The organism is Myxococcus sp. MH1, from assembly GCF_059738865.1.
In genome coordinates this window covers 4,385,864-4,400,340 of the sequence record NZ_AP026947.1, presented here as the reverse complement: position 1 = coordinate 4,400,340, position 14,477 = coordinate 4,385,864, and the positions used below count along the sequence as shown (strand labels likewise).

Here is a 14,477-nt window from a genome sequence, read left to right as displayed (position 1 = left end):
CGCGCCCCGGGACAGCCGGCGCGGCGGAGGACGGACGGCCTAGTTCGTCACGCCCTTGGCCAGCTCACCCACGAAGCCCGCGGCGATGCGCGAGAACTTCAGGGCGTGGTTGGCGTTGTTACCCGACTGGGCAATCGTGTCGTTGACCGTGTGGATGTAGGGGTTGCCCGAGCTGACCGTGGACTCGTGCGGGATGGAGGCGGCGAAGCCCTGGTTCGTCCACGACGCGTGGTCCGAGCACGCGTAGCCACACGTGGTGTCGCGCTGGACGATGCCACCGCCGTAGGTGGTGATGATGTTGCGCAGGAACGTGTTCTGCGCGGCGTTGGTGTAGTCCGTGACCACGCCCACGTCATGGGTGTTGCCGGCGCGCTTGTAGTTGGTCATGTCCAGTTGGAGCACGCCCACCACGTTGATGCCGTTGTTCTTGTGCCAGGCAGCGATCTCCTTCGAGCCGCGCAGGCCGACCTCTTCGGCCGCGTAGCCGATGAACTTCACCGTGCGCAGCGGACGGTAGTTGCAGGACACCGCGGCGCGGATGACCTCCGTGAAGGACGCGATGCCGGAGGCGTTGTCATCCGCGCCAGGCGCCGTGGAGCCCGAGGAGATGGAGTCCAGGTGGCCGCCCACCACCACCACCTCGCTGGCCAGCGTGGAGCCAGGGATGGTGAGGACCACGGAGGGCTGCGCCCACGCCGCGTGGGTGAACAGCGACGCGGTGATGTCGCTGCGCGACGCGGCGATGTTCGCCCAGAGGGTGCGCAGCGCGTTCGCCGCGTTCACGCCCGTCGTGTGCGTGTAGTAGCGCGTGGTGTACCCCGACAGCGTGGTGATGGTGGAGCGCACGCCGGGCTCGGTCAGCCGGCCAATCATGCAGTTGACGGCGGTGGCGTTGTCGATGGTGTACGTCACCAGCTCCTGCGTGGCCGCCAGCGGCTCGGGCACCAGCGACTTCTCCGCCTCGTCCCGGGTCTCGAACGTGACGAAGCCCGCACACCGGTTGAACTTCTCGTGCATGACATGCGCGATGCGCTCCAGCTGCGACTCGCGCACCGCAATCACCGACACCTCCTTCTTCGTCAGCGACGGCGGCGGCAGCTTCCAGCCTTCCTTCGCGAACGCCTCCGCCACGGGCTCCATGGCGTCGGCGCCCAACGAAATCCACAGCTCCCGGTCCTCGGCCCCCGCGAACGACGCGGTAGGGCTCAGCAACATCAGGGCAAACGGAATCAACCGCTTCATGGGCAGCGCTCCTTGCTGGGTGGGTGGTGCGTCGCGGATCACCGCGGCCAGCCGCATCGCACGGCCTCCGCGTGTGGACTCCACATGGCGCGCGCACTGCTGCCGCGCGCGCCCTCGGGAGACGGAACCGCACTTTCCGCTTAATCCGCGATTGCGGACAACCTACCCCACCCCGGAGACGCAGGGTGAACTATTCACCATTCAACATGGACGCTCCGTATGGGCGTTGCGCCTCCACGGCCCCACCTGCACGGCCGTGGAGTGCGGGCCAGTCACTCGCTGGGGAGCACGGCCACCACATTCGTGCCCGGCCGGGCGCCGTTGTGGGAGGACGGCTCGTGCTCGGTGAGGCAGGCCTCGGTGCGGACCATGGGCAGGCCGTAGGGCTGCTCGCGCAGGAAGGCCATCAGCCGCTCGCGCACCAGGCACCGCAGGTCGAACGCCTTGCCGGAGTCCGCCGCGCTCACCAGGGCGCGCAGCTTCATGGTGCGCTCGGACATGTCCGTCACCTGCAGCCCGCCCACCTTGCCGTCCCACAGCCCGTTGGACTCCTGCTCCAGGATGCGCCGCAGCTCGGCGCGGACCGCGGGCACGTCCGTGCGGAAGTCCACGTAGAACTCCGCGGTGCCCATGATGTCCGGAGACACCTTGCTCCAGTTCTGGAAGGGCTTCTCCAGGAAGTGGCCCATGGGAATCACCAGCCGGCGCAAATCCCACACCTTCACCACCACGTACGTGAGGGTGATCTCCTCCACCCACCCCCACTCGTTCTCCACGATGACGGTGTCGCCGATGCGGATGGGCTGGGTGATGGACAGCTGGATGCCGGCCAGCAGCGTGGAGATGGACTTCTGCGCCGCCAGGCCGATGAACAGGCCGGCGATGCCCGCCGAGGCGAGCAGCGACACGCCCACGTTCCGCACCGCCTCGAACTGCAGCAGCATCAGCGACGCGCCGATGAGCACCACGGCGACCTCGACGACCCGCCGCAGCACCGCCAGCTGCGTGCGCAGGCCGCGGGCCCGGCCCACGTTGCCGCCCTTCTCCTCGCGCACCACCGTCTGCTCGACGAAGCCCGCGGCGAGCTTCACGAAGCGCAAGAGGAACCACGCCACCGCCACCAGGCCCACCGAGCGCGTCACCAGCTCCACGCCGTGCTTCGCCACCGGCGGCAGCTTCAGCGCCCACAGCCCCGAGGCCACCAACACCGCGAACAGCACGTAGCGCGTGGGGCCTCGCGCGGACGTCGCCAGCTGGTCATCCCAGCCCGACTTCGTCATGGCGGTGGCCCGGTCCACCAACCTGAGCACCAGCCACTCGAGGGCCCGCCCCAACAGCCACGCCCCCACGAACAGCACCGCCAGCCCCGCCCACTGCCACAGCTCCAGGCCCCACGCGCTGCCCTCGGGCACCGGGACGGGCAACGGAGGCGGCGGGGTGCTCGCCACGGGTGCTTCGGGAGTCGCGGCGGAGAGCCAGGGCAAGGGGATGGAACGCACCATGTCTGGGACCTTTCGAGTCGGGGCGCACGGCGAGCCCCGGTCCCGCGCCTCCCTCTCGCGTGGACTCCGTGCTCCCGGGCTTAATGTTTGAGGTCAAACCTACTAACGGTACGAGCGGGGATGGTCCAGGACCTTTTTTGGAGGGAGGTTCCCCTGGACCCGGCGCGGCTTTCCGGGATGACCGGGTTGAGGGAGACTCGGGCCCCACGCTGTCCACGCGGAACCACGGCCCGGGCCGTGTGCTTCCTGAGCGCAGGAGATGGTGATGAGCATCTGGAATGTCGCGGGCCGTTGGGCCCGGAGCGTCGTTCAGCAGCCGCCCGCCCCCTCCACGGCCAACGAGGCGCGGCCCAAGGATGGCGCGGGCGCGGCGTCGGGCTCGGCGCAGGCGAAGGACTCCTTCACGCCGTCTCCGTCACCGGGCCCCAGCCCCACGCGGCCGGACTTGTCTGGGGGAGCGAACGAGGGGCCGAGCGGCTACTCGAAGCCGGTGCACGCGGACGAGCTGCCGGACATCCAGAACGGCACGGGGGTGCTGACGCTGAACCTGGCCAACGGCGCGGGCTCCGAGTACCGCACGGCGAAGAACCGGGAGGAGCAGGCGGAGCTCATCCGCGAGACGGGCGCGACCATCGCCGGGTTCCAGGAGGTGGACATCGGCGTGGACCGCAGCGGGAACGCGAACACGGCGTTGGACATCGCGCGGCACCTGAACCCGGCGTTCGAGGCGTTCAAGTCGGGCACGGTGCCCACGGTGGGGCTGCACGAGGACGCGCCGGCCACGGCGATCCGCCAGGGCGCGGATGGGACGACGCTGTACCAGACGCCCGAGGGGACGCTGGTGACGGGCGAGTCGTTCTCCGGGGACGACAGGAGCATCAAGGGCGACACGGGCGCGGACGCGACGTACGGCAACGCCATCTACGTGGGGGCGCCGGACAAGGTGGTGGACGCGTACACGGTGACGCTGCCGGCGGCGGAGTCCGGAGGGCCCGCGGTGTCGTCGAAGGAGGACCTGGCGGCGCTGGGCGACGGCAAGCTGACGGAGTCCGAGCGCAAGGCGCTGGGGGAGCGCAACGAGGCGCTCAGGAAGAACAGTCCCTCCGAGCCGCGCACGGCGCTGGTGACGCGCGTGGTGGGGCCGGATGGCCAGGAGAAGAGCATCATCAACGTGCACCTGGCCGCGGGGAAGGAAGGCGCGGGGCTGCGTGAGAAGCAGCTCCAGTTCCTCGCGGAGGTGGCGCGCGCGGAGGCCAAGGGGCCGCCGGCGCGCGAGCTGGTGGTGATGGGTGACTTCAACGACTCGACCGAGAACGTGGGCAAGGCGCTCGAGGGCGCGGGGCTGCACCGCGTGGTCGGCGGCAAGAAGGCCAACGGCGACAACTTCGACCAGGTCTGGGTGTCGGGCGGGCTGGACACGCACAACGCCGCGCAGGTGAAGACGGACGGCGTGAGCGACCACGCGCACGCCGGTTACGCCATCATCCGCTGACGCGGGGTCACTCGATGACCTTGACGTACTGCGCACCGCCGGCCTTCAGGTAGTCGGCGATGCGCTGGACGATGACCTCGCGCTCCGCGTCGGTGACCTTCTTGCCGTCGTCCCAGCGCCGGATGGACTTCTTGACGATGAAGCCGAAGCCGGCGCTGAACTCGAACAGCAGGGCCCTGTCGTTCTGCTGGTAGAAGCCCATCTCGCCGCGGCCGAGCGCCGTGATTCGGTACTCCTCCGAGTCGCTCACGCGCACGCGGAGCCCCCGGGAGGGATCCTCCTTCTTGATGCGCTCGATGAAGTCGCGCTCGTCCTGGTCCATCCGGGCATCTTGGCCACGCTCGCGCCGCGCCTCAATCCTCCTGGGGCGCGCGCTGGCGCAGCACCAGCAACCGCAGCTCGGTCATGTCCTCGATGGCGTACTTCACGCCCTCGCGCCCCAGGCCGGAGCCCTTCACGCCGCCGTAGGGCATGGTGTCCACGCGGAAGCTCGGCACGTCCCCCACCACCACGCCGCCCACCTCCAGCTCGTCCCAGGCGTGCATCGCCCGTGAGAGGTCGTTGGTGAAGAGCCCTGCCTGGAGCCCGTACCGCCCCGCGTTGACCTGGGCCATCGCCTCCGTGAAGGACGTGAAGGGCTGCAAGAGCACCACCGGACCGAACGCCTCCTCCGCGCTCAGCGGCGCGTCCTCGGGCACACCCTCCAGCACCGTGGCCTCCAGCAGCGCCCCCTTGCGTCCACCGCCCGTCAGCACCCGGGCGCCCCGCTCCACCGCGTCCTGGATCCACCCCTCGAGCCGCTTCGCCGCCGGCTCGTCGATCATCGGCCCCAGCGTCGTCGCCTCGTCCCGAGGGTTCCCCGAGCGCAGCGCCCGCGCCCGCGCGACGATGAGCGCCTTGAATGCGTCGTAGTGCGACGCATGCACCAGCACCCGCTGCACCGAGATGCAGCTCTGCCCCGACTGGAAGAACGCCCCGAGCGCCACGCGGTCCGCCACCGCCTCCAGCGGCGCGCCCGGCTCGCGGTCCACCACGCACGCCGCGTTGCCGCCCAGCTCCAGCACCACCTTCTTGCGCCCCGCGCGCGCCTTGAGCTCCCAGCCCACCTTCTCCGAGCCCGTGAACGACAGGAGCTTCAGCCGCTCGTCCTCGATGAGCGGACCGATGTCCTTCAGCGTCGGCGTGACGACGGAGAACGCGCCCTCGGGCAGGTCCGTCTCCGCGAGCACCTCCGCCAGAATCATCGCGCTCACGGGCGTGCGGTCCGACGGCTTCAGGATGAACGGGCAGCCCGCGGCAATCGCGGGGGCGACCTTGTGCGCCACCAGGTTGAGCGGGAAATTGAATGGCGTGATGAGCGACACGGGCCCCACCGGCACCCGACGCGTGAAGCCTCGATAACCCTCGGCCCGCGCGGACACCTCCAGGTTCAACACCTCGCCGCCCCCGCGCACCGCCTCCTCGGCGGCGGCCTTGAAGGTCTCGATGAGCCGCGTCACCTCGCCGCGCGCGTCACGCAGGGGCTTGCCCGCCTCGATGCAGAGGACCCAGGCCAGCTCCTCCGCGCGCGCCTGGAAGCGACGCACGCAGTGCTCCAGCACCGCCTGTCGGGCATGCGCGGGCAGCCGCCGCATCGGCCCCGCCGCGCGCACCGCGGCGGCGATGGCCTCCTCCACCGCGGCCGCGTCCGAGAGCGCGACGCGCGTCACCACCTCGCCCGAGTACTTGTCCACCACGGGCAGGTCCGTGTTCGGCCAGCGCGGCCGGTTGGCCACGTAGTACGGGTAGCGTTCAGCCAACATGGAGCACCTCGCCTTCCTTCTCCCCGACGCCGAGCGCGCGGGTGTTGTCCGAGTAGTCGATGGGCAGGTCGATGACATGCACGCCGCCCGACTCCAGGCAACGTGACAGGGTGGAGCCGAACTCCGACGCGCTCGTGGGTCGATGCCCCCTGGCGCCGTACGCCTCCGCGTAGCGGACGAAGTCGGGGTTGCCCAACGCCATACCGAAATCCGGCAGGCCCATCTCCCCCTGCTTCCAGCGAATCATCCCGTAGCCGTCGTCACGCACGACGACCACCGTCAGGTCCAGCTCCAGCCGCACCGCCGTCTCCAGCTCCTGCGAGTTCATCATGAACCCACCGTCACCGCAGACCGCCACCACCTTGCGGCGCGGATGCACCAGCTTCGCCGCAATCGCGGAGGGCAGCCCCGCCCCCATCGTCGCGAGCGCGTTGTCCAACAGGAGCGTGTTGGGCCGCCGCGTGCGGTAGTACCGGGCGAACCACAGCTTGTACATGCCATTGTCCAGGCACACGATGCCGTCATCCGGCAGCGCGCGGCGCACTTCCGCCACCAGCCGCGCGGGGTAGATGGGGAAGCGGTCATCCGCCGCGCCTCGCGCCAGCTGCGCCTCCAGCCCCGCCCGGGCCTTCTCGAACGGCGCGAAGTCCCAGCTCGCCCCACGCTGTCCCAGCCCCTCCGCGATGCGCCACACGGCGTTGGCGATGTCCCCCGTCACCTCCAGCTTCGGGAAGTAGACCGGGTCCACCTCCGCCGAGGAGAAGTTCAGGTGGACAACGGCGCGGCTGCTGTCGCGCATCACGAACGGCGGCTTCTCGATGACGTCGTGTCCCACGTTGATGATGCAGTCGGACATCTCGATGGCGCGGTGGACGAAGTCTCCGTCCGACAGCGCGGCGGTGCCCATCCACAGCGGGTGGGACTCATCGACGACGCCCTTGCCCATCTGCGTGCTCGAGAAGGGAATCCCCACCCGGTCCACCAGGACGCGCAGCATCTCCGAGGTGAGCTTCCGGTTCGCGCCCGCGCCCACCATCAGCAGCGGCCGGCGCGCGGAGGCAATCGTCTCCACCGCCCGCGCGATGGAGCCCTCGTCCGCCACGGGCCTGCGCCACGCGCTGGGCGCGAGCAACGGCGCCTCGGTGGCCTCGCGCGCGACGTCCTCGGGCAGCTCCAGATGGGTGGCGCCGGGGCGCTCCTCCTCCGCGCGGCGGAAGGCCTCGCGCACGGCGGACGGGACGTGCTCCGCGGAGACGAGCGTGCGCGTCAGCTTGGTGAGCGGGCGCATCATCCCCACCACGTCGACAATCTGGAAGTGGCCCTGCTTGCTCGCCTTGATGGGCTTCTGCCCGGTGAGCATCACCATGGGCATGGCGCCCAGCTGCGCGTACGCGGCGGGCGTGACGAGGTTGGTGGCGCCCGGCCCCAGCGTCGCCAGGGTGACGCCCGCCTTGCCGGTCAGCCGCCCCCACGTCGCCGCCATGAAGCCGGCCGCCTGCTCGTGGCGGGTCAGCACCAGCTTCAGGCTGGAGCCGCGCATCGACTCCAAGAGGTCCAGATTCTCCTCGCCGGGCAGCCCGAAGACGTAGCGCACGCCCTCGGCCTCCAGCGCTTTGACGAACAGGTCCGATGCCTTCATCTCGCGGTCCTTCCTTCCGGTGACACCGAAGTTCTACGGACCGGTCTCGATTCGTACATTCGTTTGTTCGCATCGCTTCGATAGGCACCATCTATGATGGCCCCATGGAGCTCCGACACCTGCGCTACTTCACCGCCGTGGCGGACACGCTGCACTTCGGCCGGGCCGCGCGGCGGGTCCACGTCTCGCAGCCCACGCTGTCCCAGCAGATCCGCCAGCTGGAGGAGGAGCTGCGGACGCCCCTCTTCGAGCGCTCCCGCGCGGGCGTGCGCCTGACGCAGGCCGGAGAGCTGTTCCGCAGCTACGCGTCGCGCGCGCTGGAGGACGTGGACGCGGGACGGATGGCGGTGGGCGCGCTGCGAGGCCTGGCCACGGGCGCGCTGCGCGTGGGCTATCCCCCCAGCATGCGAGGCCTGGTCGTCCCCGCGCTCGCCGCCGTCCTGCGCCGGCACCCCGGCCTCGCGCTCAGCGCGGAGGAGCTGGTGGTGCGCAGGATGGAGCGGCGCTTGACGGACGGAAAGCTGGACGTGGGGCTGGGCTACGCACCGGCGCGCGCGCCGGACCTGGACACGGAGCCGGTGTTCGACAGCCGGCTCGCGCTCGTCGTCGCGCGAGGCCATGTGCTGGCGGGCGCGGAGACGGTGGGCGTGAAGCAGCTCACGGACGAGCCCTTCGCCCTGCTCTCCCCGGGCCTGCGGGTGCGCTCGCGCGTGGACGCGTACTTCGCCACGCTGAAGCTGTCCCCGCGCATCGCGCTCGAGTCCAACGCCGTGGGCACGGTGCTCGCCATCGTCCGCGCGGGGCTCGCCGTCACGGTGCTGCCCGAGCCACGTCTCGCCGACGTGGAGCGGCTGGTCGTCAAGCGGCTGTCCCCGGCGCCGCGCTCCGAGCTGGCCGCCCTCCTCTGGCGCAAGGGTGCGCCCCGAGCCCCCGCCGCCGAGCTGTTCGCCGCCGAGGTCCGCGCCCGCGCCAGGGAGTCCGGAAGCTGACCCCCTTCACGCCCGAGCCGCACTCACAACCAGATGGTTGACTGTCCCGCCTCCATCGCTATTCTCAACGAAATGGTTGAACGTCACGCGGGAGGACCGCGTCGACGACGTTGTCCCCTCTTGGAGGAACCGATGCGCATCTCGATGAATAGCGTGTTCGTCGACGACCAGGCCAAGGCCCAGAAGTTCTACACGGAGAAGCTGGGCTTCGTGACGAAGGTGGACGTGCCCGCGGGTGGAGCGCGCTGGCTGACGGTGGTGTCGCCGGACGACCCGAACGGCACGGAGCTGCTGCTGGAGCCCAACGGGCACCCGGCGGCGACGGCGTACCAGAAGGCCATCTTCGCGGATGGCATCCCCGCCACGGCCTTCACGTCGACGAACATCCACGAGGAATATGAGCGCCTGAAGGCGCGCGGCGTGGTGTTCACGAAGGCGCCCACCCAGTTCGGGCCCGCCATCATCGCCACGTTCGAGGACACCTGCGGCAACCTCATCCAGATGTTCCAGGTCGTGGGACAGCCCTGACGTCCCCACGCGGGACCTGTCAGGATCAGCGCGACCCTCCGTCCCCGCGCCCCATGCCCCCTGAATCCTCCCCGGTCCTGAGTGCGTCCCAGCTTCAACAGTTCATCGAGCAGGGCTTCGTCCGGCTCGATGACGCCTTCCCGAAGGAGGTCGCCGCCGAGGCGCGCGCCCTCCTCTGGAAGGACACCGGCTGTTCACCCGACGACCCTTCGAGCTGGACCCGCCCCGTGGTCCGGCTCGGCGAGTACACGCAGGACGTCTTCCGCGCGGCCGCGAACACCCCGAGGCTGAAGGCCGCGTACGACCAGCTCGTCGGCTTCGAGCGATGGTGGCCGAGGATGAGCCTGGGCTCCTTCCCGGTCCGCTTCCCCAGCACCGAGAACCCCGGTGACGACGGCTGGCACGTCGACGTCAGCTTCCCTCCACCGGGCGGCACCGACTCCTTCTTCGAGTGGCGCAGCAACGTCTCCACCCAGGGGCGCGCGCTCCTGATGCTCTTCTTGTTCTCCGACGTCGGAGAGAGCGACGCTCCCACGCGACTCCGTGTCGGCTCGCATCACGACGTCGCGCGGATGCTGGCCCCCATGGGCGATGCGGGCCTTTCGTTCATGGAGCTGGCGCAGCGGATGGAGCAGACGGCGTCACGACCGGAGGCGCTGGCCACGGGCGACGCGGGGACCGTCTACCTCTGCCATCCGTTCATCGCCCACGCCGCGCAGCCGCACCGGGGCACCCGCCCCCGCTTCATGGCGCAGCCTCCCCTCTTCCCTCGCAAGCCCTTCGACCTGGAGAAGGACGACTGCCCCCTGGTGGTCGCCATCCGACAGGCGCTCGCGACGACGAAGGCCTGAGCGCACGCTCGAACAAGGAGCGTGGAGAGGCCCCCCGCGGACCTTCTCCACGCTCCCCTCGAATTCCCGACCAGGAGCGGTCAGCCGTCCCCGGGTCCGCGCAGGGGGTGTGGGGAAGCAAGCGCGGTATCGGGGCACATCACCCTCTCGACACGCCCCGGCGCGAAGTGGCGCATTCGCGCCTCGCTTTTCCCCAAGAATCCGGGCGCGCCAGCGCTCAAGACGGCGTCGCGTCGCGCATCACCGAGCGGATGCTCAGGTCCAGCTGGCTCTGGAGCACCCGCAACAGGCTGGTGAGCCCCTCGGAGTTCTCGCCCAGCCGGGCCGCGAGCCGCTCGCGCACGTCCTGCCGCAGCCGCTCGCGGAACTGCGCCAGCCACCGCTTCACCGTGGAGCGGTCCACCTGGTACGCGCGGGCAATCTGCGCCGTGCCCATGCCCTCCACCAGGTGCAGCCGCAGCAGCGTCCGCCCCCGGGGCTCCAGCGCGCCGAGCGCCTCCTGGAACGCCACCGTGAAGTCCTCGCGGTAGCGCTCCTGGATGAAGCGCCGGTCCATGTCCACGTCTTGAACGCTCGTCTCCGCGAGCTTGGAGTCATCCAGGTCGAGCGAAATCTTCCGCTCCCGCATCAGGTTGAGCGCGGTGCGCAGGGCGGCCACGCGGAGCCACGCCAGCAACGAGCCCTGCCCCTCGTAGTCGGCGATGCGCGGCGCGCGCTCTCCGCTGGGAAGGAAAAGCTTCACGCGCAGCAACTGGAGCGCCTCATCCGCCACCGTGACTTCCAGCCCCCGGTGCAGCAGCGCCTTGCGGAGCGAAGGGATGAAGCGCGACTCGAACTCGGTCAGGGCGCTGGCGTCCTGCCGCGCACAGGCGCGCGCGAAGGCCAGGTCCTCATCATGCTCGGAGCCACTCATCGTCTTGACCGCCCACGTCGGTTATCTTCGCCACGGTCATGGAATGCATCGAGACACGACGACTCTTCGCCTTCGCACTGGGTGAGCTGGACGTCGAAGCGACGCATGAGGTGGAGCAGCATCTTGATTCCTGCGCCTCCTGTCGAGCACTCCTGGCGGAGGCCGCGCGTTCGCGGGACGAGGAGGCAAGCCCTCCGTCCTCGACGCCCGCGACGCCCACCTCCGCGCGCTCGTGGATCGAGCGCGGGGCGCTGCTCGGGCGCTACGTGGTACTCGAGCGCATCGGCTCCGGGGGCATGGGCGTCGTCCACGCGGCGTATGACCCGGAGCTGGACCGGCGCGTCGCGCTCAAGCTGATCCGCATCGACTCCAGCAGCTCCGCCCACCTCGAGCGCGCCCAGGCGCGGCTGTTGCGCGAGGCCCAGGCCACCGCCCGCGTCATCCACCCGAACGTCATCACCATCCACGACGTGGGCCGCTTCGGTGAGCACGTCTTCCTGGCCATGGAGCTGGTGGACGGCACCACGCTGCGCGCGCACATCCGCGCGAGCAAGGGCCCCAAGGACTGGCGCGAGACGCTGGGCCTGTTCATCCAGGCCGGGCGCGGGCTCGCGGCGGCGCACGCGCAGGGGCTGGTGCACCGGGACTTCAAGCCCGACAACGCGCTCGTCGGCAAGGACGGGCGCGTGCGCATCACCGACTTCGGGCTGGCGCGCATCGTCGAGGGCGTCGAGGACACGCCCACGCCCCCCCCGAGCGGCCCGCCCACCCCGCTGCGCAGCGAGTGGCACACCCGCTCGGACATGGTGCTGGGAACGCCGGCCTACATGGCGCCCGAGCAGAAGCGCGGCGAGCCCTCCGACGCGCGCAGCGACCAGTACAGCTTCTGCGTCGCGCTGCACGAGGCCCTCTATGGCAAGCGCCCCTTCACCCCGGCCGAGCCCGCGAGCCCCGGCACGCAGCTGCCTGTCCGCGTGCCGCCCGGACCTCGGCCACCACCGGGCTCGGATGTCCCGGTGTGGCTGCATCAGGTGTTGCTGCGAGGACTCGCCGCCTCGCCGGAGGCGCGCCACGAATCCATGGACGCGCTCCTGCGCGGGCTCAGCCATGCCCCCGGGACCCGGTGGCGCCGCGCCGCGCTCGCCACGGCCGCGGGGCTGGTGTTGCTCGTCGGAGGCGCCGTCCTGCACCGCACCACGTCCGCGTCGCCCTGCGCCAGCAACGAGCAGGCCCTCGTCGGCGTCTGGGATGACGCCCGCGCGGCCGCCGTGCGCGCGCGCTTCACGCAGAGTCCCCTGCCCTACGCCGCAGGCGCGTGGAGCGAGGTGGAGCGCACGTTGAACGGCCAGGCACGGGCCTGGCTCACCGCGAGCCACGAGGCGTGTGTCGCCACGCGCGTGAAGGGACAGCAGACGGAGCGGCTGCTCGAGCGACAGGTCATCTGCCTGGACCAGCGGCTCAAGGACCTGGGCGCCGTGGTGGACACGCTCGCCGCCGCGGACGCGCAGGTCATCCAGAACGCGACGCGCGTGGTGCACTCGCTGGAGAGCGTGTCCGTCTGCGCCAACCTGGCCGCGCTGGCCGCGCCCGAGCCGCCGCCCACCGACGAGGCCAGCCAGAAGCACATGGAGGCCCTGCGCACCCGACGGGCCCAGGTGCGCGCGAAGCTCAACGCGGGCCAGGTCGCGCCCGCGCTCCTGATGGCGAACGAGGTGGCGGCCGAGGCCCACGCCATCGGCTACGGGCCGCTCGAGGCGGAGGTGCTGGACCTGCTCGCCGAGACGCAGGGGAAGAACCTCGCGTACCGCGACGCCATCAAGACCCTGCACCAGGCCATCCAGGTGGCCACCGCCAGTCGCCATGACCGACAGGCCGCCGAGTCGTGGGCGGGGATGATCCGCCTGCTCAGCCTGGTGGGGCCGGAGGTGGACCCGGACGGCGCCGTGCCCGGACACGCGGAGGCGGCGCTGCGCAGGCTGGGCGGCGACGCGCGCATCGAGGCGATGTACTTCCGCAACCTCGCCAGCCTCCACCGCAGGCGCGGGCGACGCGAGGAGGCGCTGGCCGCGAGCCAGCGCGCGGTGGAGCTGGCGCGCAAGCTCTACACCTCGAACGAGCCGGAGCTCGGCACGGCGCTGTTGACCATGGGCCACGCGCTCCACGAGTTCGACCGCCACGCGGAGGGGCTTCGCTTCCTCACCGAGGCGGAGGCCATCTACCGGGAGAAGTACGGCCCCGAGCATCCGTACCTCGCCACCGTGCTCAGCAACCTCGCCGTCTTCAACGTGCGGCTCGGCGACATCGAGGCCGCGCTCCGATACGGACGGGAGGCGCTGGCCATCAACCAGCGCGTCTACGGCGAGGAGAGCGAGGCGGTGGCCAGCGCGTACCACAACCTGGCGGGGTTCCTGATGGAGCAGGGGCGCCCGGAGGAGAGCCTCCAGCACTACATCAAGGCGGCGCGCATCCACGAGAAGGTGCAGGGCCCCGACGCCAGCGACGTGGGCGCGTCCCTCTCACGCATGGGCCTGGTGCTGGCCTCGCTGGGGCGGCACGAGGAGGCGCTGAAGCACCACCAGCGCGCGGTGACCATCCGCGAGAAGCGCTACGGTCCCCAGGATGCCCGGGTGGGGATGGAGCTGATGAACGTCGCCGATGACCACCTGGGCCTGGGGGAGTCGCGCAAGGCCATCCCCCTGCTGGAGCGGGCCCTCGGCCTGCTCGAACAGCCCTCCGCCGAGCGCTACGCCGATGAGCTGGCCAGCGCCCGCTACTCGATGGCCCGAGCGCTCGAGGCCGAGCCCGGCCAGCGCCAGCGCGCCCTCACGCTGGCGAACGCCGCGCAGCGCTACAACCAGTCCCACCTGCCCGCCCGTACCCAGCAGTTCAAGGACGTCGAGCGCTGGCTCGTGCGACACACCGCGCCTCGTCTATCCTCCCAGCACCATGGCAAGCCCCTATGAGGTGACGGCGGTGCGCGGCCCGTCGGAGCTCCCGCGAATCCTGGAGCTGCAGCGCAGGAACCTGAAGCAGGTGCTCGAGGATGACGAGATGCGCTCGCAAGGCTTCGTCACCGTGGAGCACGACGTGACGGCCCTGGAGCAGATGCACGCGCTGGCGCCCAGCATCGTCGCGCACCACGGCGACGAGCTGGTGGCGTACGCGCTGACGATGCCCCGCGAGTGCCGGGCGCTGATGCCCCTGCTCGTCCCGATGTTCGACCTGCTCGACACGCTGGAGTACCGGGGGCGCGCGCTGCGAGAGCAGCGCTTCTACGTCATGGGGCAGGTCTGCGTGGACAAGGCCCACCGGGGCAAGGGGCTCTTCGACCAGCTCTACGCGAAGCACCGGGAGCTCTACCGCGGCCGCTTCGACCTGCTCGTCACCGAGGTGTCCGCGCGCAACACGCGCTCCCTACGCGCCCACGAGCGCGTGGGCTTCAGGACGCTGCACACCTATCGCGACGCCACGGACGAGTGGGCCGTGGTGGCGTGGGACTGGAGCGCGGCGCCCTGACGC

At 70.7% G+C, this 14,477-nt stretch carries 12 protein-coding genes; 6 read left to right on the top strand and 6 right to left on the bottom strand.

Annotation, left to right across the window (positions count from 1 at the left end):
• Positions 1-39: 39 nt before the first annotated feature.
• Together AC6JA9_RS17725 and AC6JA9_RS17720 are read right to left on the bottom strand one after the other, a co-directional pair.
• Positions 40-1,242 (bottom strand): M20/M25/M40 family metallo-hydrolase, encoded by a 1,203-nt coding sequence (locus AC6JA9_RS17725; RefSeq protein ID WP_223750157.1) that lies wholly within the window; start codon positions 1,240-1,242, stop codon positions 40-42.
• 272 nt (positions 1,243-1,514) lie between these two features.
• Complete coding sequence (locus tag AC6JA9_RS17720) at positions 1,515-2,744, bottom strand: mechanosensitive ion channel family protein (protein WP_408890743.1); 1,230 nt, start codon at positions 2,742-2,744, stop codon at positions 1,515-1,517.
• Positions 2,745-3,009: 265 nt separating this feature from the next.
• On the opposite strand from AC6JA9_RS17720, the gene AC6JA9_RS17715 reads away from it, so the two are divergent.
• Entirely contained in the window at positions 3,010-4,236 is a 1,227-nt protein-coding gene (locus AC6JA9_RS17715; RefSeq protein ID WP_223750159.1) for an endonuclease/exonuclease/phosphatase family protein, read from the top strand.
• 7 nt (positions 4,237-4,243) lie between these two features.
• Here AC6JA9_RS17715 and AC6JA9_RS17710 read toward each other — a convergent pair whose 3' ends face one another.
• From AC6JA9_RS17710 to AC6JA9_RS17700, 3 genes are read right to left on the bottom strand one after another with little or no spacing between them, the layout of a single operon-like run.
• The gene (locus AC6JA9_RS17710) at positions 4,244-4,558 is read right to left on the bottom strand and encodes a hypothetical protein (RefSeq protein ID WP_497960241.1); all 315 of its coding nucleotides are present in this window, start codon (positions 4,556-4,558) and stop codon (positions 4,244-4,246) included.
• Positions 4,559-4,589: 31 nt separating this feature from the next.
• Positions 4,590-6,038, bottom strand: a complete 1,449-nt coding sequence (locus AC6JA9_RS17705; RefSeq protein ID WP_497960240.1) for an aldehyde dehydrogenase family protein — start codon at positions 6,036-6,038, stop codon at positions 4,590-4,592.
• The gene (locus tag AC6JA9_RS17700; protein WP_497960238.1) at positions 6,028-7,677 is read right to left on the bottom strand and encodes an acetolactate synthase large subunit; all 1,650 of its coding nucleotides are present in this window, start codon (positions 7,675-7,677) and stop codon (positions 6,028-6,030) included. Before AC6JA9_RS17700 ends, AC6JA9_RS17705 begins: the two co-directional genes overlap by 11 nt.
• A gap of 104 nt (positions 7,678-7,781) precedes the next feature.
• On the opposite strand from AC6JA9_RS17700, the gene AC6JA9_RS17695 reads away from it, so the two are divergent.
• The 3 genes from AC6JA9_RS17695 (at position 7,782) to AC6JA9_RS17685 (ending at position 10,045) form a co-directional block, all read left to right on the top strand.
• Positions 7,782-8,666: a LysR substrate-binding domain-containing protein gene (locus AC6JA9_RS17695; protein WP_497960237.1), complete on the top strand. Its 885-nt coding sequence runs from the start codon at positions 7,782-7,784 to the stop codon at positions 8,664-8,666.
• Positions 8,667-8,798: 132 nt separating this feature from the next.
• Positions 8,799-9,194, top strand: coding sequence for a VOC family protein (locus AC6JA9_RS17690; RefSeq protein ID WP_426731783.1), 396 nt, complete (start codon positions 8,799-8,801; stop codon positions 9,192-9,194).
• A 53-nt stretch (positions 9,195-9,247) separates the two neighbouring features.
• Positions 9,248-10,045: a phytanoyl-CoA dioxygenase family protein gene (locus tag AC6JA9_RS17685; protein WP_426746767.1), complete on the top strand. Its 798-nt coding sequence runs from the start codon at positions 9,248-9,250 to the stop codon at positions 10,043-10,045.
• A 217-nt stretch (positions 10,046-10,262) separates the two neighbouring features.
• On the opposite strand, the gene AC6JA9_RS17680 is transcribed toward AC6JA9_RS17685, so the two are convergent.
• On the bottom strand, positions 10,263-10,958 hold the full coding sequence (locus AC6JA9_RS17680) for a sigma-70 family RNA polymerase sigma factor (RefSeq protein WP_223784749.1): 696 nt from the start codon (positions 10,956-10,958) through the stop codon (positions 10,263-10,265).
• Positions 10,959-10,996: 38 nt separating this feature from the next.
• Here AC6JA9_RS17680 and AC6JA9_RS17675 point away from each other — a divergent pair, with 38 nt between their 5' ends.
• Entirely contained in the window at positions 10,997-13,921 is a 2,925-nt protein-coding gene (locus AC6JA9_RS17675) for a tetratricopeptide repeat protein (protein WP_497960236.1), read from the top strand.
• Positions 13,905-14,474, top strand: coding sequence for a GNAT family N-acetyltransferase (locus AC6JA9_RS17670; RefSeq protein WP_223784751.1), 570 nt, complete (start codon positions 13,905-13,907; stop codon positions 14,472-14,474). The genes AC6JA9_RS17675 and AC6JA9_RS17670 overlap by 17 nt, the downstream gene beginning before the upstream one ends.
• The last annotated feature ends 3 nt before the right edge of the window (positions 14,475-14,477 follow it).

Excerpts from the sequence above, each read along its gene's own strand:
- AC6JA9_RS17725 (WP_223750157.1), bottom strand. The coding sequence starts at position 1,242 with ATGAAGCGGTTGATTCCGTTTGCCCTGATGTTGCTGAGCCCTACCGCG.
- AC6JA9_RS17720 (WP_408890743.1), bottom strand. The coding sequence starts at position 2,744 with ATGGTGCGTTCCATCCCCTTGCCCTGGCTCTCCGCCGCGACTCCCGAA.
- AC6JA9_RS17715 (WP_223750159.1), top strand. The coding sequence starts at position 3,010 with ATGAGCATCTGGAATGTCGCGGGCCGTTGGGCCCGGAGCGTCGTTCAG.
- AC6JA9_RS17710 (WP_497960241.1), bottom strand. The coding sequence starts at position 4,558 with ATGGACCAGGACGAGCGCGACTTCATCGAGCGCATCAAGAAGGAGGAT.
- AC6JA9_RS17705 (WP_497960240.1), bottom strand. The coding sequence starts at position 6,038 with ATGTTGGCTGAACGCTACCCGTACTACGTGGCCAACCGGCCGCGCTGG.
- AC6JA9_RS17700 (WP_497960238.1), bottom strand. The coding sequence starts at position 7,677 with ATGAAGGCATCGGACCTGTTCGTCAAAGCGCTGGAGGCCGAGGGCGTG.
- AC6JA9_RS17695 (WP_497960237.1), top strand. The coding sequence starts at position 7,782 with ATGGAGCTCCGACACCTGCGCTACTTCACCGCCGTGGCGGACACGCTG.
- AC6JA9_RS17690 (WP_426731783.1), top strand. The coding sequence starts at position 8,799 with ATGCGCATCTCGATGAATAGCGTGTTCGTCGACGACCAGGCCAAGGCC.
- AC6JA9_RS17685 (WP_426746767.1), top strand. The coding sequence starts at position 9,248 with ATGCCCCCTGAATCCTCCCCGGTCCTGAGTGCGTCCCAGCTTCAACAG.
- AC6JA9_RS17680 (WP_223784749.1), bottom strand. The coding sequence starts at position 10,958 with ATGAGTGGCTCCGAGCATGATGAGGACCTGGCCTTCGCGCGCGCCTGT.
- AC6JA9_RS17675 (WP_497960236.1), top strand. The coding sequence starts at position 10,997 with ATGGAATGCATCGAGACACGACGACTCTTCGCCTTCGCACTGGGTGAG.
- AC6JA9_RS17670 (WP_223784751.1), top strand. The coding sequence starts at position 13,905 with ATGGCAAGCCCCTATGAGGTGACGGCGGTGCGCGGCCCGTCGGAGCTC.